We start from the raw sequence: 16,591 nt of genomic DNA on the forward strand, positions 1-16,591 counted from the left end.
GTTTTTTATTGGTTAAAGCATACTTTTTGTTGCGTTATCCTGACATACACTTCAGTTTCTATTCATCCACTGGAGAACCTTCGATGTTTAACCGCACTGGCTTTTTTTATTCGCTTGCACGCTGGACGGGAATTGTTGCCTTATTGCTGGCAGTGCCCATCGTTTATGCCGGTCTCAATGACACTGGCATCACCACCTGCGCGAATGCTGCGCAAAACGGCTTGCCGTGTCCGGTCGCTGTTTTTCCCGGTCAAGACGCTGAATTTGGCAGCAACGGTTTTGATTTTACTAAATTGGATGGATCGGGAAATGAATTGCCCGCCGATGCTACCGATCATATTTGCGTCCGCGACAACGTTACCCGTTTAATTTGGCAAGCAAGCATTAGCGATACGAGCTACACTTTTAATCAAGCCGCTGATTATGTTGCGAATGCTAACGCAGCTTGGCTCTGTGGTTTTAACGATTGGCGACTGCCAGACGTAAAGGAATTAACCGGAATCGTTAACTACAGCCGCATTGATTCCACCACTACCATTGATGCTGACGCTTTCCCCAATACGCCGAACGCTTGGTTTTGGTCGGGTTTTGCAGTGGTTGGCAGTTCAGACTACGCATGGTTTGTGAATTTCTATGATGGTGGTGTCAGTGATTATTATCGAGACAGTGCATTACAGGTTCGTCTCGTGCGCGGTGGACAGTCTTTTAATTCTTTCGTCGATAATGGCAATGACACGGTGACACAATTAAATACTGGATTGATGTGGGCGAAATGCAGTGAAGGTCAGACTGGCAGTGACTGCGCTGGTGAGGCAACTGGAATGGTTTGGAGCGAGGCATTAAATGCTGCAAATAATTCTCATTTGGGCGGCTACAGCGATTGGCGGTTGCCGAATGTAAAAGAACTGCAAGCTCTCGCCGATTACAGTTTTTCTAATCCGGTAATTGATACCAGTTATTTCCCAAATACACCGAATTCGTGGTTTTGGTCCAGCTCTTCTTATGCTAATTATTCGGGTTATGCGTGGAATATAGATTTCGGTATTGGCAATATCTACAACAGTTATCAATACAGCTTTAATAATGTTCGCCTTGTGCGCGGTGGACAGTCTGCTAATGCTTTTGAATTTTTCGATTTAACCGTGAATAAAACTGGAAACGGTGCGGGAATAGTGACGAGCTCGCCTGCCGGAATGAGTTGTGGCACAACCTGCGTGGAGCGTTTGAGAAGCGGGAAATCAATTATTCTCACCGCCACTCCAGATAGCAATTCAAGTTTCAGCGGTTGGAGCGGCGCGTGTACCAATAAAACCGGCAATTGCATTGTTAAAATGTCCGCTGCGCAAACCGTCACTGCAAAATTTACAATTTTACCGAATTACACATTGTCAATTAACAAATCCGGCAATGGCAGCGTCATTAGCTCACCAGCGGGAATTAGCTGCGGCACAAATTGCAGTAAAGCATTTACCAGCGGCACCGCTGTTACGCTCATCGCCAAACCGGACACTGGCGCAATTTTCAGTAATTGGACGGACTGCAATCCACTAAACGCGAATTCAAAGCAATGTCAGATCATATTGACCAGTAATAAGACGGTGACAGCGGTTTTTGGAACAGCAGATATAAAAGTCACTGCTATTGCGCTCACTCCAACTTCACCCGCAGCCAATAGCATGGTTAGCGCCGCAATTACGGTAAAAAATGAAGGTACTGTGAATGCGAATGCTGGTTATTTAGACGTATGGTCGAATCAGCCAACGGCGCAAACATGCGGCACATTTGGTGAACAATGGATTGAAATTGGTTCTATAGCTGCCGGAGCGACTAAAACCTTGAGAGTTAATTTACAAGTCAAAGATATTGGCAATAAAACTATCCGCGCTTTTGCTGATAGTTGGTGTCAAACACCGGAATCCAAAGAAACCAATAACCAAATGACCAAAAGTTATACGGTTAAAACATTGCCGTAAATCGCTGCTATTTGCTACGAGCGGCTGAATTGCATTCACCACGGAATAGCGCGATGCCCAAGTTTTTTTATCAAGCGGTAAAACTCGATGGCGAATTAATCGCCGGCGAAATCGACGCAGCAAACGAAGAAACTTTGCGGCAACAATTGCAACGTGATGGCTTAATTCTCATTGAAGCGCGTACCTCAAAAAGTCTGCTGGCGCGATTAAAACGAGTGCGCCAGCGGCGATTAAATCATAAAGAAATTAGCATTTTAACCCGTGAATTGGCGACGCTTTTAGAAGCGGGAATGACGTTAGATCGCTCGCTGCAAATTCTGGTTGATCTTAGCGGACAACCACATCTGGCGCGGGTACTGGCGGATTTGCAGGAACGGGTGCGTGGCGGCGCGACTTTCTCGCGGGCGCTGGAGGAGCAAGACGGACAATTTCCTCGTCTTTACATCAACATGGTGAAAGCGGGCGAGGCTGGCGGCGCACTCGATCAGGTGCTCGACCGGCTGGCAGATTATTTGGAGCGCCTCGCCGAATTGCGCCAAACCGTGATTTCGGCGCTGGTGTATCCGGCGATTTTGCTGGTTGTTGCTGCGCTATCGGTCATCATGCTGCTGGTATTTGTCGTGCCGCAATTCACGGTTTTATTTGAAGATATGGGTGCAGCATTGCCGCTGCCGACGCAAATTGTGGTCGCTGCTGGCGATCTATTTCGCAATTATTGGTGGGCGATGCTGTGCGCTATGGCGCTGATCGCAGTGGTAATTGAACGTTGGCTACAAAATCCCGTGGTGCGTGAAAGTGTTGATCGGCGGGTGCTGGCGTTGCCGTTATTTGGTGAATTGATTTGGAAAATGGAAACCGCTCGGCTGTGTCACACGTTATCAACGCTATTAAAAAATGGGCTGCCGTTATTAACCGCACTGACGCTAGCGCGAGAAGTCGTTTCTAATCGCAAAATTGCTGGGTTATTAATTGAAGCCGGCGACGATCTTAAACATGGACGCGGATTGGCAGCACCATTGGCGCGATTACAGGCGCTGCCGGATTTGGCATTGCAAATGATTCGTGTCGGTGAAGAATCGGGTAGTTTGGATGCAATGCTGGCAAAAGTGGCGGGGATTTATGATCGAGAAACTCGCGCCAGCGTACAGCGATTATTGACATTGTTGGAGCCATTGTTAATTATTGGTTTAGGCGTGATTGTAGCCGGAATTATCATTTCGATTCTAATGGCGATTCTCGGCGCAAATGAGTTGGTATTTTAATATGAACACGGCTGCATTTGGCACAATTAAGCCAGTTAAATGGAGCGCAGCAATTTGGTTATGCTGGGCATTTTTTCATTGCGCTATGGCGGCAGATATTCCGAGCGCAGCGGATCGGTGCGTTGGCGGTGTTGCGAAACCACTCCGTCAACTGATTTTGCAACCATTGATGATGGCAGCCGAGTATTACATAAACCGACGACATTAGAATGGCAAAGCTGCGCATTAGGACAAAAGTGGAACGCGGCGAACGGTATTTGCGATGGGAAACCGCAGATTTTTTCTTGGGCGCAAGTGACTCGATTAACTGCAACGCTCACCGATAATTGGCGACTGCCGACCGATGCGGAGTTATTAAGCATTGTGGAAAAATGTCATTTAGCTCCAGCGATCAATACGCAAGTGTTTCCGAATACGCCCGGCACATTATTTTGGTCGGCATCATTGGATAAAGGCAGTGTAGAACGCATTTGGAGCGTGAGTTTTTTCACCGGCAAACCGCATCGTCCCGGCAAAATACAAACGGCAAAAATTCGGCTGGTGCGTGGCACGTTCAAACCACCCGCGCCCTAATTCGGCAGCGAGCGTTCACCGCTCGCGTGGACAGTTTCAGAGTGGTTCTTTAGAATCGCTTTCAATCAGCGCCCAACTTGCGGCGCAATATGACATGCTCACACTGTTTTGAATGTCTGCGCAGTGACAAACATGTCCCCGCCCGAATTCGGAGAGACCCCTTGAGAAAACCCGCAGTTCTGGTGCTGGAAGACGGCTCGGTCTTTCACGGAACGTCTATTGGTGCCGATGGGATGAGCGTCGGCGAGGTGGTGTTTAACACCGCCATGTCGGGTTATCAGGAAATCCTGACTGATCCGTCATATCTCCGGCAGCTCGTCACCCTGACTTATCCGCACATCGGCAATGTTGGCGTCAATCCCGAAGATGATGAATCGGTCGGTGCAAGCTGCCGGTCTCATCATTCGTGATTTGCCTATTCAGCCCAGCAATTTCCGGCTGCATGAACATCTCGATGCGTATCTGGTGCGCCACAATGTCGTCAGCATTGCGGACATCGACACTCGCCGTTTAACACGCATTTTGCGGGAAAAGGGCGCACAAAACGGTTGTATTCAAGCTGCTGAAACTATTGATGAAGTTGCTGCACTCGCGGCAGCGCAAGCATTTCCCGGTCTTGCCGGAATGGATTTGGCGCAACACGCTTCAACCACTGAAGCCTATTCATGGACGCAGAGTGTGTGGACACTTCGCGCTGGGTTGCCGGAGCCGCTGCCACCGAGCCGCGAGCGCCTGCCGTATCACGTTGTCGCCTACGATTATGGGATTAAACGTAACATTTTGAGGATGTTAGTCGCTCGCGGTTGTCACATCACCGTCGTTCCAGCGCACATGCCAGCGGCGACGGTGCTGGCGCTCAAACCCGATGGCATCTTTTTATCGAACGGTCCCGGCGATCCTGCGCCGTGCGATTACGCCATCAGCGCAATTCGTGACCTGCTCGAAACCGATACGCCGCTGTTTGGCATCTGTCTCGGTCATCAACTGCTCGGGCTGGCGTGTGGCGCACAAACGCGCAAAATGAAATTTGGTCATCATGGCGCGAACCATCCGGTGCAGGATTTGCGCACGGGCGCAGTGATGATTAGCAGCCAAAATCATGGCTTTGCGGTCGATGAAGCCAGCTTGCCGGAAACATTGGAAGCCACTCATCGCTCACTGTTTGATGGCGCTGCAAGGCATTCACCACCGCACTCGCCGCGTTCAGTTTTCAGGGTCATCCCGAAGCCAGCCCGGCCCGCATGATGTCGCCCCGTATTCAATCACTTTATTGATTTGATGCGTGAGCGGCGATTCACCACAGAAGCCTAATTATTGTTCTGCCTATTAATGGATTTCATTTATAGGCAAACGCAAAAAATGAATGCTACAGCTTTGTGAAACCATACTCGCATTTTACCCGAAAGAAATTCTCAAAATTAACGATTGCACTGGAAATCCATGCCAAAGCGTACTGACATTCATAGCATCCTGATTATTGGTGCCGGTCCCATCGTCATCGGTCAGGCGTGCGAATTCGACTATTCCGGGGCGCAAGCGTGTAAGGCGCTGCGCGAAGAAGGTTATCGCGTTGTATTGGTCAACTCCAATCCCGCAACCATTATGACCGACCCAGAAATGGCCGATGCAACCTATATTGAACCGGTCACTTGGCGAGCCGTCGCAGCAATTATTGAAAAAGAGCGCCCGGATGCGCTGTTGCCGACAATGGGCGGACAAACTGCGTTAAATTGCGCACTGGATTTAGTCCGTGAAGGCGTATTGCAACGCTTTGGCGTGGAATTGATTGGTGCATCCCGCGAGGCGATTGATAAGGCAGAAGACCGTGATTTATTCCGTAAAGCCATGCGCAAAATCGGTTTGGATATGCCGCGTTCGGCAATTGCGCATAGTTTAGAAGAAGCAATCAAGTGCAAGCCTCAATTGGCTTTCCAACCATTATTCGGCCTCATTCACAATGGGCGGGAGTGGCGGCGGCATTGCTTATAATCAAGAAGAATTCGAGGAAATCTGTCGGCGTGGATTAGATTTATCACCGACTCACGAATTGTTAATTGAAGAATCGGCGCTTGGGTGGAAAGAATACGAAATGGAAGTTGTCCGCGATCACGCTGACAACTGCATCATTATCTGCTCAATTGAAAACTTCGACCCAATGGGTGTACACACTGGCGATTCAATTACCGTCGCACCAGCGCAAACGCTCACCGACCGCGAATACCAAATTATGCGCAATGCGGCAATTGCGTGCTGCGCGAAATCGGGGTTGATACCGGCGGATCAAATGTGCAATTTGCCATCAATCCCGTTGATGGGCGAATGATTATCATTGAAATGAATCCGCGAGTGTCGCGTTCATCGGCGCTGGCATCAAAAGCCACTGGTTTTCCAATTGCCAAGGTCGCAGCAAAACTCGCAGTTGGCTATACGCTCGACGAATTGCGCAATGAAATCACTGGCGGTGCGACGCCAGCATCATTTGAGCCGAGTATTGATTACGTTGTCACCAAGATTCCGCGTTTTGCATTTGAGAAATTCCCACAAGCTGATGCGCGTTTAACCACGCAAATGAAATCAGTTGGCGAAGTAATGGCAATTGGACGAACGTTTCAAGAATCATTACAAAAGGCGCTGCGTGGTTTAGAAATTGATCATTATGGCTTGGATGAAATGGTTGATCTCACCAGCCCCGATGCGCTGGATACCATTCGTCTTGAAGTTCGCCAAGCCGGAGCCGAGCGTATTTTTTATGTTGCAGATGCGTTTCGTGCTGGTTTGACTTTAGAAGAAATCCACGAATTAAGTTGGATTGATCCATGGTTTTTAGCGCAGATTGAGGATTTAATTCGTGCTGAAAACGAGCTGTGTTTAGCCGGTTGTGCCGGATTAACTATTGATCGGCTACGTGCACTAAAACGGCAGGGTTTTTCGGATCGGCGCATTGCACATCTTATTAGTACGACTGAAACTGATATTCGCACTCGTCGCCATGCTTATGGTTTGCATCCCGTGTATAAGCGTGTAGATACTTGCGCAGCAGAATTCGCTTCCAGTACGGCTTATTTGTATTCAACGTACGAAGAAGAATGTGAAGCTGAACCTAGCGATCGCAAAAAAATAATGGTATTGGGTGGCGGTCCCAATCGTATTGGCCAGGGAATTGAATTCGATTATTGCTGCGTCCATGCCGCTTTTGCGCTGCGTGAAGATGGTTATGAAACCATTATGGTGAATTGCAACCCAGAAACGGTTTCTACCGATTATGACACCTCGGATCGACTGTATTTTGAACCATTAACCTTAGAAGATGTGCTGGAAATCGTTGCAAAAGAACAGCCACATGGCGTTATTGTGCAATACGGCGGGCAAACGCCGCTTAAATTGGCGCGGGCATTAGAAGCCGCTGGCGTACCAATTATTGGTACCAGTCCCGACAGTATTGATTTGGCAGAAGACCGCGAGCGGTTTCAGAAACTGATTCATGAGCTTGGATTGCGCCAGCCGCCAAATGCGACTGCGCGTACTGAATTGGAAGCGTTAACAAAAGCTGCCGAAATTGGCTATCCGTTAGTGGTGCGTCCATCTTATGTGCTCGGTGGGCGGGCAATGGAAATTGTTTTCGATGAAACGGAATTAAACCGTTATATGCGTGAGGCAGTGCGGGTATCGAATGAATCGCCAGTGCTATTGGATCGTTTTCTTGATGATGCCATTGAAGTCGATGTCGATGCGATTTGCGACGGCACTGATGTTTTAATTGGTGGCATTATGGAACACATTGAACAAGCTGGCGTGCATTCTGGTGATTCGGCGTGTTCATTGCCACCTTATACTTTATCTGCATCTATTCAAGACCGAATGCGCGAACAAATGACGCGAATGGCACGGGCGCTTAATGTAGTTGGATTGATGAATGCGCAGTTTGCGATTAAAGGCGATGACATTTATATTTTAGAAGTTAATCCGCGTGCTTCGCGTACCGTGCCTTTTGTATCTAAAGCAATTGGGCTGGCGTTAGCAAAAGTTGCAGCGCGGTGTATGGTGGGAACGACTTTGGCGGAGCAAGGCTGTCGGCGCGAGCGTCAACCTAAGCATTATTTCGTGAAAGAAGCGGTGTTTCCGTTCATTAAATTTCCGGGCGTGGACACGCTGCTCGGTCCTGAAATGAAATCTACCGGCGAGGTCATGGGCGTCGGCGAATCATTCGGCGAGGCTTATGCTAAAGCGCAGGAAGGTGCAGGAAGTTTGTTGCCGCATCTTGCTGGAAAAGCGATGTTGAGTGTGCGCGAGGTCGATAAAACGCGGCTGCTGCGAGTGGCGCGTGAACTGTTGGAATTTGGGTTTACGCTTTACGGTACGCATGGAACGGCAGCGTCATTGCGCGAAGCTGGATTGCCCTGTATTGGCGTGAATAAGGTTGCCGAAGGGCGTCCGCACATCGTAGACATGATTAAAAATAATGAGATCGGTTTTATTGTGAATACGACCGAAGGCGCGAAAGCAATTGCGGATTCCGCAGCTATTCGCCGCGCTGCGCTCCAGCATAAAGTCTGTTACACCACAACTATTTCTGGCGCAGAAGCAACCTGTTTAGCATTAAAACAGCTTGATATTTTGAGCGTTAATCGGTTGCAAGATTTGTATTGATTTTAATTCGGTTGGCATCGCTTTACGTGCCAGCCTGTTTTTAATGCAGCCCACATGGGCGCAATACGCCGCCACAATTCAGGCGGCGTTTTTAACTGAGGACATCATCGAATGAATAAAATTCCTCTCACGGCCAGAGGTGCTGAGAAGCTGCGGGCAGAACTCGACCAATTAAAACGTGTTGAACGTCCGCGTATTATTGAAGCAATTGCTGAGGCTCGTGCTCACGGCGATCTCAAAGAAAATGCTGAATATCATGCAGCGCGTGAACAACAGAGTTTTGCTGAAGGTCGTATTAAAGACATTGAAGGCAAGTTATCTAATGCACAGATTATTGATGTGACCTCGTTGAATGCGAATGGACGAGTGGTATTTGGCGCGACCGTGCGGGTATTGGAACTGGATAAAGAAGAAGAACTGACTTATCAAATCGTCGGCGAAGATGAAGCCGATTTGAAACTGGGCATGATTTCGATTGGATCGCCAATTGCGCGTTGTTTAATCGGTAAAAGCGAGGGCGATATTGCTTCGGTGACAGCGCCGGGCGGAATACGAGAATTTGAAATTTTAGACGTGCAATATCTTTAAACTGTTGTAAGCAATAATTGAAATCAAATGTTTAATTCGCGCTCATCAATGCCGCTCGAAAACCATCGCGGGCGGTCAGCGCCCCCGCATTGGTGCACAGCAAGCTGGCGGTGAGCCGATTTTTACATTCCAAATTAAGATAGAGATACACCGCAGTATCTGCTGGCTGTTGAATCCACACGAGGGTTAACAACCGATCTTCATCATCATCCTGCTGCATGACCATCAACAGCCCAGCGCCGTTGATTTCCTCACGAATATCCGGCAATGCCCGCACATAAGCCCGCGCCCGTTCCCAATCACGTTGACAATTTTCTGCGCCAAAACAACGCACAATGTTACTTGCAAGCACCTCAGTCGCTGGCGGCGGCAGTAGCGTCGCATTTGGTTGCGCATTGTTTTTCAGTGCGACATAACGAGTCTGCAATTGATCGAACTCAGCGCGTATTGCAACCTTTTGAAATTCTTGAGTTACTATCGTGGTGTACGCCGTGCGAATCTGTTCTTCAACGCGCACGATGTCTGCTTGTAACGTGGCGGGAAGCGACGAATCCGTTGGCTTGCGGCTGGCTTGTTGCTGATGCAGTTCACGCAAGCGGCGTTGGAGTAAACGCAGGTTATCGCGGGTGGTTTGGTTAATCGCATCGACTGCTGCCACGCGCCCTTCACGCGCCAAAATCAGGTCTTCCAGAGAACGAAATCGCTTCAATAACGCTTGATTTGCCACTCGTTCTTCTTCAGCGCGGCGGGCATTTTCAGCTTGTTGACGCTCCAGCTCTGCGGCGCGTTTGAGGTCTTCAGCGGTGGGAGCTGGAGGAACGACTTCAGTGCGAATGCCTTCAGGATTCAATGTGGTATGACCCTGATTGACCTGCGTCGGTGGAATGCGATCAGCGTAATGCACCATCCCATTGTCATCAACCCAGCGATACAAGCGCATTTCGCTGCTCGAATCCGCACCATTCATGCGGAAACTGCACAGCGACAACAGTAATGTCGCGCCCAGCGCATACTGCCAACGCATCAAGCAGATACTCCATAACGGGCACGATATTCCCGCACTGCGGCGGCAACGTCTGGGGCAGTCGTCATCTCGTCGAGATAAGTTTGTAAATCGGTTAAAGTCAAAATCGTGAGCACCGGCAAACCAAATTGAGTGCGTACTTCTTCCACTGCCGACAGCGCATGTTGTCCGCGCTCCTGCCGATCCAACGCAATCACCACGCCGACAGGAATCGCGCCAGCTGCCTGAATCATTTCCACTGATTCGCGCACTGAAGTTCCGGCAGTGATGACATCGTCGATAATCAGCACTCGTCCAAGCAATGGCGCTCCGACCAACAAACCGCCTTCACCGTGATCTTTGGCTTCTTTGCGATTGAAAGCATAAGGCGTTTCCCGTCCGTGTTCATTCGCTAAAGTGATACTGGTGGCTGCCGCCAGCGGAATGCCTTTGTAAGCTGGACCGTAAAGCACATCAAATTCGACTTCCGAGGCGCTGATGCAGTGGGCATAAGCACGCGCCAATTGCGTTAATCGCGCTCCACTATTGAAATGACCGGCATTAAAAAAATAGGGACTGTGGCGACCGGATTTCAGCGTAAATTCGCCGAATCGCAGCGCACCAATTTCGATCGCAAAATCTAAAAATGTGCGTTGATACGCATACATTGCGACGTTCTCGCTTCAAAAATAATGGGATAAAACCGAATTATCTCACGGCGCAGGCGGTGTCAAAATTTGTTCACACCCAATGTTCAACCGTGCAGACTTGTCTCACCACGCACCGATCAGGATACTAGCGTCCATGTCGTTCAGCACCTCACTTACCAATCATCTTCTAATCGCAATGCCAGGTCTGCAAGACCCTAATTTTGCGCGAACGGTGACTTATGTCTGCGAACACACCGAACAGGGTGCGATGGGAATCGTCATCAATCGTCCACTCGATGTCACCCTCGGCGAATTGCTCGTGCAACTTGACATTTCCACCGAATATGCCGCAGTGCGCGACACGCCGGTGTATCAAGGCGGACCGGTGCAAACGGATCGCGGTTTTGTGCTCCACACTGCCGGCCCCGCGTTTGATTCTACGTTGGCCATTACGCCTGACATTAGCGTCACCACGTCGCGGGATGTACTCGAAGCCATTGCCAGCGGTGAAGGACCGGAACAGATTTTAATTGCGCTCGGTTATGCCGGCTGGGGCGGTGGACAGTTGGAACAAGAAATGGGCGCAAATGCGTGGCTCAACGGTCCGGCGAGCAGTGACATTATTTTCCGTTTAGCGCCGAGTTCGCGCTGGGTTGCAGCGGCGCAATTGCTAGGCGTGGAAGATATGAATCTCCTCAGCGGCGACATTGGTCACGCCTAAACCACTTCCCAATCACTGCGACATTCAATGCAGACGCTACTTGGTTTTGATTTCGGTCCGCGCAAAATCGGCATTGCCGTTGGTCAACTGCTCACCCGCTCGGCGACGCCTTTAACCACGCTGCGCAGTCGCAACCAACAACCAGATTGGCCGAGCATCACCGCACTGATTCAGGAATGGCAACCCGCCGCATTGGTCGTGGGATTGCCCTTTAATATGGACGACACCGAAGTAGATTGGTCGCCACAGGTGTACCGCTTCGCTCGCCAACTGCATGGGCGCTTTGGTTTGACGGTGCATCTGGTCGATGAGCGCCTGACATCCATCGAAGCCCGTCATCAGCTCGCTGCTCGCCCCGGCAGCCGACCACCCACTCGGGAAGCAGTCGATGCCCTCGCCGCTGCCCTCATTTTGGAAACTTGGCTTTGTGAACAATCCTAATTTTCACGCTGGCGCTACCTTCAGTAACAACAGCCTGTTCAACGGCGAGCAGAGCGACATTTGGCAAGATGCCGCCGCAATCGACACCGTTCTCTACACCATGACCGCTGATCTCAACACCTTACTACAGCAGCGTCAGATTCAAAATCCGCTGATGATCGGCATTCACACTGGCGGCGTGTGGATCGCGCAGCGGCTGCACACGCAATTGGGATTGACGCAACCGCTGGGTTATTTGGACATTTCGTTTTACCGGGACGATTTCACCCGCGTCGGCATCCATCCGCAGGTACGTCCCTCATCGCTGCCGATTGGCATTGATAACCGCCATGTGATTGTGGTCGATGACGTGCTGGCGACTGGACGCACCATTCGCGCTGCGCTCAATGTGCTGTTCGATTACGGTCGCCCAGCTTCGGTATTGCTGGCGATTTTGGCCGAGCGCAGTGGGCGCGAATTACCTATTGCGCCGGATGTGGTGGGATTGCGCAGTGCCTTGCACCGTGACATTCACCTCAAGTTAGTTGGTCCAACTCCGCTGCAACTGCTGTGCGTTCACCCATGAATAGCCCGTATTCACAACTCGATGTGCGCGGCAAGCTCAAGCACTTTTTAACCATTGACGGGCTGAGTCGGGAATTGCTCACAGATATTCTCGATCAGGCTGATGGTTTTTTAAGTGTCGCCCAGCAAGCCGTCAAAAAAGTGCCGCTGTGTCGTGGCAAGGTGATCGCCAATCTGTTTTTTGAAAACAGCACTCGCACCCGCACCACGTTTGAACTCGCCGCTAAACGGCTCTCTGCCGACGTGCTCAATCTCAACATTTCGACTTCGGCAACGGCGAAGGGCGAAACGCTGCTCGACACGCTGCGCAATTTAGAAGCGATGCAGGTTGATCTGTTTGTCGTGCGCCACGCCACCAGCGGCGCAGCACATTTCATCGCCGCTCACGCCGCGCCACATGTCAGCGTGATTAACGCTGGTGACGGAAGTCACGCCCATCCGACGCAAGCCATGTTGGACATGTTCACCATTCGCCGTCACAAACCGGATTTCACCCAACTGCGCGTTGCCATCGTCGGCGACATTCTGCATTCACGAGTGGCGCGGTCGCAGATGCTGGCGCTGAAGGCGCTCGGAGTGCCGGAAATTCACGTCATTGCGCCGCGAACGTTGATGCCAGCGCGAGTGGAAGAAGCGTTCGGGGTGCGCGTGTTTCACGATTTGCGCGAAGGTGTGCGCGATGCCGATGTCGTCATCATGTTGCGGATTCAGCGCGAGCGGATGAACAGCGCGTTGCTGCCGAGTGCACACGAGTATTTTTATCTGTTCGGCTTGACAGAAAAACGGCTGGCTGGCGCTCGCCCCGACGCGATTGTCATGCACCCCGGTCCGATCAATCGTGGCGTGGAAATGGATTCACAGGTTGCCGATGGCTCGCGTTCAGTGATTTTGGAACAGGTCAGTAACGGAATTGCAGTGCGGATGGCGATCATGTCGATGTGTTTGGGCACACAAAATCTGCGCGGTCAGCAGCAGGAGGCAATCGCACATGGCGAATAATCCACTGCTCCGCCTCAGTCTCTGCAACGGGCGGCTGATTGATCCCGCCAATGGCATTGATGCTGTGATTGATGTGCATCTTGCTGATGGGCGCGTGTTGGCGATTGGTGACGCGCCAGCCGCGTTTCAGCCTGAACGGGTCATTGACGCGCAGGGACTGGTGATTTGCCCCGGCTTGATTGATTTATGCGCTCGGCTGCGCGAACCCGGTCACGAACAAAAAGCGACTATCGCCAGCGAAACCCGCGCTGCGGCTGCGTCGGGCATTACCACGTTGTGCTGTCCGCCCGATACGCATCCGGTGATTGATACGCCAGCAGTGGCGCAATTGGTCAGTCAAACCGCCAAACGTTTAGGCAATGCGCGTATTGCCCGCTGGCGCAGTGACGCAGGGTTTAGACGGACTCAAAATCACCGAAATGGCGGCGCTCAAACGCGCTGGCTGTCCGGTGTTGAGCCAAGCAGATCGCCCGATTCGCAATGCGCAAGTGCAGCGGCGAGCGTTGGAATACGCCGCCACTTTTGGGCTGACGGTTTTTCTGCATCCCAGCGATCCTGATTTGTGCGCTGGTGGTTGTGTCCACGAAGGGCGCGTCAGCACGCGATTAGGTTTGCCGGGCATTCCCGAAGCGCGGAAACGGTCGCAGTGGCGCGAGATTTGGCGCTTGCCGAGCAGACCGGAGCGCGATTCATTTTCGCGGATTGTCCACTGCGCGAGCGGTGGAAATGTTGACGGAAGCGCAGCGGCGAGGTGTTCGCGCCAGCGGCGATGTCAGTCTGCATCAGCTTTTTTTCACGGAAGATGATGTCGCCAGTTTTGATGCGAACTATCACCTGATTCCGCCATTGCGCACTGCGGCAGATCGGAATGCGTTGCAGGCGGCGCTGGCGCGAGGAGAATTGACCGCGATTTGCTCCGATCATCAACCGCATGATGCTGATGCCAAACTTGCGCCATTTCCAGAAACTGCGCCCGGCATTTCCACCTTGGAAACGTTGTTGCCGCTGGCGCTGCGCTTGGTGACGGCTGGCGTGTTGGATTTACCAAGCGTGATTGCGCGTTTAACCATTGGACCGGCGGAGATTTTGGGGCGCAATTTGGGGCAACTCGCGGCTGGCGCACCTGCCGATTTATGCGTGTTCAATCCCGCTGAAATGTGGACGCCAACCGCCGCAACGCTCATCAGTCACGGGCATCATTCGCCGTTTTTAGGGCAAGAAATGCGCGGGCGCGTGGTGTTGACGGCGCTCGGTGGACGCATCGTGTTTGAGAATCTGAGCGCAAAATCGCTGGCGGTGGGCAATGTCTGATTTTTCGCTTTTGCAAATACTCGCCAGCCTCAACGCCGTCTGGCGGCAGCAGCCCGTCACCTTGCCTGCGCTCACCAACATTCAATGGCGAGCCGATGCTTGCGATGCTGGCTCGGTGCTGTTTTTTCAGTGCTTTGACGGCGGACCGAGCGATGCCGAGATTTATCAGCGTTATCTTCAATCGAGCCGCTGCGCTGCACTGGTAACTAACCGCCAACTCGCGTGTTTCGACCAGTTGCCGGACAAATTGATTGTCGTGGTCGCGCCCGCAGACTGGGCGCAGGTGGTCGGGCGCTGCTGCGATTTGTGTTATCCGCTGGCGACCGAGCGACTGCATTTCATCGGCGTCACCGGCACAAACGGTAAAACCACGACGGTAAAATATGTAGAAGCGATGCTGCTGGCGCACGAACAGCGCGTACTTTCAATTGGCACGTTGGGATTATTTCTCGATGGGCAGCGCCAGTTGGAAACCGGTTTCACCTCGCCGCCGCAAATTGAACTGCGTCGTTTATTGCATGAATATCAAGCGCGTTGCGACGTGGTGGTCATGGAAATCAGCAGCCACGCGCTCGATCAAGCGCGTGTCCACGGAATTCCGCTGCACAATGCTGGGTGGACGAATTTCACACAGGATCATCTTGATTATCACCACGATGAAGTCAGCTATTTTGCTGCCAAAGCCTTGATTTTGAACTTGATTCAAAAAGACGGGCGCTTGTATTGCAGCAGTCCGGCAGTAGCGGCGCGGCTTCAAGCGCAGCAGCCAGCAGTGCCGATTGAACTCGTGCCAGCATTGACGTTGCCGCCAGCCGCCATTGCCGCAAAACCTTTTCTTGCATTGGAACATAATCGCCATAATTACGCGCTTGCTATTGCCTTAACGAATAGCCTTCTCGGTGAAAATGCGCGTGATGATTGGCAACATTTAATTGCCGTTGATGGACGTTTTGAATGCCAAACGCTGGGCAATCATACGATTGTGATTGATTTTGCGCATACACCAGATGCACTCGAAACTATTCTCACCGCAATTCGTCACGGCTTTCCCGCAGCGCGGATTGCCACTGTATTTGGCTGCGGCGGCGACCGCGATCGCAGTAAACGTCCGTTAATGGGCGCAGCAGTAGCACGTCATTCTGATTTTTGCGTTATCACTTCTGACAATCCACGCACTGAAGACCCAGCGCAAATCATTACCGATATTCTGATTGGAATGCCGACTGATGCAATTGAAAAAGCGCACTGTTATTATTGAACGCGCTGAAGCAATTGCGTATGTATTTAATTGGCTGGCGCAACGTCCAAGCACAGAATCTTGGGTCGTGTTAATTGCCGGCAAAGGACACGAGCGTTATATTGATCGCAATGGACATAAAACGCCCGTATAGCGATCAAGATGAAGTGGCACGTCAGGTCATGCGGTTGGCAGATAAACTGTAATCGGATATAAACCACTATCTATGCAGTTTTATCGTAATACAATAATCGCCAGCCATTGTGCTGGCGATTTGCATTTAGGGTTTTCGTTGCACAACAACATGACAACCATTGATTCTTAAATGCGCAGTGAATGTTATGATTCCCTTTACATTTTGATGGGATTAAGAGGGCTACATGAAAATTCGCATCACAAGCAAACTGCTGATTATCCTCATACTTACAGCTTTAGTGCCGCTACTTATTATCGGTTGGGTCGGTTATCGCAGCACCCTAAACATCAGTCAAATTGCCTCACAAGCCAATCGTGAGGTCGCAGAACTGGCAATGTCTGACAGCAGTGCGGCGCTATCCGCTGAACTGAAAACGCGCTTGCAAGCACTCACTGAACGCCATGCCGGAGATGTGAATGAAATTTT

Annotated in this window: 13 protein-coding genes and 3 pseudogenes; 14 read left to right on the top strand and 2 right to left on the bottom strand. The window is 51.1% G+C overall.

The window, feature by feature from the left end:
- Nucleotides 1–83 precede the first annotated feature (83 nt).
- From CXB77_RS16930 to greA, 6 genes and pseudogenes are all read left to right on the top strand, one after another.
- Entirely contained in the window at nt 84–1,973 is a 1,890-nt protein-coding gene (locus CXB77_RS16930; protein WP_105074735.1) for a DUF1566 domain-containing protein, read from the top strand.
- 53 nt (nt 1,974–2,026) lie between these two features.
- Nucleotides 2,027–3,235 (top strand): type II secretion system F family protein, encoded by a 1,209-nt coding sequence (locus CXB77_RS16935; RefSeq protein ID WP_105074736.1) that lies wholly within the window; start codon nt 2,027–2,029, stop codon nt 3,233–3,235.
- Between the two features lie 60 nt (nt 3,236–3,295).
- The gene (locus CXB77_RS16940; protein WP_242445805.1) at nt 3,296–3,808 is read left to right on the top strand and encodes a DUF1566 domain-containing protein; all 513 of its coding nucleotides are present in this window, start codon (nt 3,296–3,298) and stop codon (nt 3,806–3,808) included.
- 161 nt (nt 3,809–3,969) lie between these two features.
- Nucleotides 3,970–5,119, top strand: a pseudogene (gene carA, locus CXB77_RS16945) (glutamine-hydrolyzing carbamoyl-phosphate synthase small subunit).
- 129 nt (nt 5,120–5,248) lie between these two features.
- A pseudogene (gene carB, locus CXB77_RS16950) lies at nt 5,249–8,455 on the top strand (carbamoyl-phosphate synthase large subunit).
- A 111-nt stretch (nt 8,456–8,566) separates the two neighbouring features.
- On the top strand, nt 8,567–9,043 hold the full coding sequence (greA, locus tag CXB77_RS16955) for a transcription elongation factor GreA (protein WP_105074737.1): 477 nt from the start codon (nt 8,567–8,569) through the stop codon (nt 9,041–9,043).
- A gap of 31 nt (nt 9,044–9,074) precedes the next feature.
- On the opposite strand, the gene CXB77_RS16960 is transcribed toward greA, so the two are convergent.
- Entirely contained in the window at nt 9,075–10,067 is a 993-nt protein-coding gene (locus tag CXB77_RS16960) for a DUF4124 domain-containing protein (protein ID WP_105074738.1), read from the bottom strand.
- Nucleotides 10,067–10,714 carry an orotate phosphoribosyltransferase gene (gene pyrE, locus CXB77_RS16965; protein WP_105074739.1) on the bottom strand — a complete coding sequence of 216 codons (648 nt, stop codon included), beginning with the start codon at nt 10,712–10,714 and terminating at the stop codon, nt 10,067–10,069. Before pyrE ends, CXB77_RS16960 begins: the two co-directional genes overlap by 1 nt.
- A 136-nt stretch (nt 10,715–10,850) precedes the next feature.
- Here pyrE and CXB77_RS16970 point away from each other — a divergent pair, with 136 nt between their 5' ends.
- The 8 genes and pseudogenes from CXB77_RS16970 to CXB77_RS17000 all read left to right on the top strand — a co-directional run.
- Nucleotides 10,851–11,417: a YqgE/AlgH family protein gene (locus tag CXB77_RS16970; RefSeq protein WP_105074740.1), complete on the top strand. Its 567-nt coding sequence runs from the start codon at nt 10,851–10,853 to the stop codon at nt 11,415–11,417.
- A 27-nt stretch (nt 11,418–11,444) separates the two neighbouring features.
- Nucleotides 11,445–11,858 carry a Holliday junction resolvase RuvX gene (gene ruvX, locus CXB77_RS16975; protein WP_105074741.1) on the top strand — a complete coding sequence of 138 codons (414 nt, stop codon included), beginning with the start codon at nt 11,445–11,447 and terminating at the stop codon, nt 11,856–11,858.
- Nucleotides 11,859–11,916: 58 nt separating this feature from the next.
- Nucleotides 11,917–12,423, top strand: coding sequence for a bifunctional pyr operon transcriptional regulator/uracil phosphoribosyltransferase PyrR (gene pyrR, locus CXB77_RS16980; RefSeq protein ID WP_431520755.1), 507 nt, complete (start codon nt 11,917–11,919; stop codon nt 12,421–12,423).
- Entirely contained in the window at nt 12,420–13,421 is a 1,002-nt protein-coding gene (locus CXB77_RS16985) for an aspartate carbamoyltransferase catalytic subunit (RefSeq protein WP_105074743.1), read from the top strand. The genes pyrR and CXB77_RS16985 overlap by 4 nt, the downstream gene beginning before the upstream one ends.
- Nucleotides 13,411–14,732: pseudogene (locus CXB77_RS16990) on the top strand (dihydroorotase). Before CXB77_RS16985 ends, CXB77_RS16990 begins: the two are co-directional and overlap by 11 nt.
- On the top strand, nt 14,725–15,990 hold the full coding sequence (locus CXB77_RS16995) for a Mur ligase family protein (protein ID WP_242445806.1): 1,266 nt from the start codon (nt 14,725–14,727) through the stop codon (nt 15,988–15,990). Before CXB77_RS16990 ends, CXB77_RS16995 begins: the two are co-directional and overlap by 8 nt.
- Nucleotides 15,959–16,123, top strand: coding sequence for a hypothetical protein (locus CXB77_RS22555; RefSeq protein ID WP_242445807.1), 165 nt, complete (start codon nt 15,959–15,961; stop codon nt 16,121–16,123). The genes CXB77_RS16995 and CXB77_RS22555 overlap by 32 nt, the downstream gene beginning before the upstream one ends.
- A gap of 226 nt (nt 16,124–16,349) precedes the next feature.
- Nucleotides 16,350–16,591 (top strand): hypothetical protein (locus CXB77_RS17000; protein ID WP_146108857.1); only part of this gene is annotated, 242 nt, incomplete at its 3' end.

This window comes from Chromatium okenii, from assembly GCF_002958735.1.
Classification (GTDB): domain Bacteria; phylum Pseudomonadota; class Gammaproteobacteria; order Chromatiales; family Chromatiaceae; genus Chromatium; species Chromatium okenii_A.

Excerpts from the sequence above, each read along its gene's own strand:
- CXB77_RS16985 (WP_105074743.1), top strand. The coding sequence starts at position 12,420 with ATGAATAGCCCGTATTCACAACTCGATGTGCGCGGCAAGCTCAAGCAC.
- CXB77_RS16935 (WP_105074736.1), top strand. The coding sequence starts at position 2,027 with ATGCCCAAGTTTTTTTATCAAGCGGTAAAACTCGATGGCGAATTAATC.
- CXB77_RS16995 (WP_242445806.1), top strand. The coding sequence starts at position 14,725 with ATGTCTGATTTTTCGCTTTTGCAAATACTCGCCAGCCTCAACGCCGTC.
- CXB77_RS16970 (WP_105074740.1), top strand. The coding sequence starts at position 10,851 with ATGTCGTTCAGCACCTCACTTACCAATCATCTTCTAATCGCAATGCCA.
- greA (WP_105074737.1), top strand. The coding sequence starts at position 8,567 with ATGAATAAAATTCCTCTCACGGCCAGAGGTGCTGAGAAGCTGCGGGCA.
- pyrE (WP_105074739.1), bottom strand. The coding sequence starts at position 10,714 with ATGTATGCGTATCAACGCACATTTTTAGATTTTGCGATCGAAATTGGT.
- CXB77_RS16940 (WP_242445805.1), top strand. The coding sequence starts at position 3,296 with ATGCTGGGCATTTTTTCATTGCGCTATGGCGGCAGATATTCCGAGCGC.
- ruvX (WP_105074741.1), top strand. The coding sequence starts at position 11,445 with ATGCAGACGCTACTTGGTTTTGATTTCGGTCCGCGCAAAATCGGCATT.
- CXB77_RS16930 (WP_105074735.1), top strand. The coding sequence starts at position 84 with ATGTTTAACCGCACTGGCTTTTTTTATTCGCTTGCACGCTGGACGGGA.
- CXB77_RS22555 (WP_242445807.1), top strand. The coding sequence starts at position 15,959 with ATGCAATTGAAAAAGCGCACTGTTATTATTGAACGCGCTGAAGCAATT.
- CXB77_RS16960 (WP_105074738.1), bottom strand. The coding sequence starts at position 10,067 with ATGCGTTGGCAGTATGCGCTGGGCGCGACATTACTGTTGTCGCTGTGC.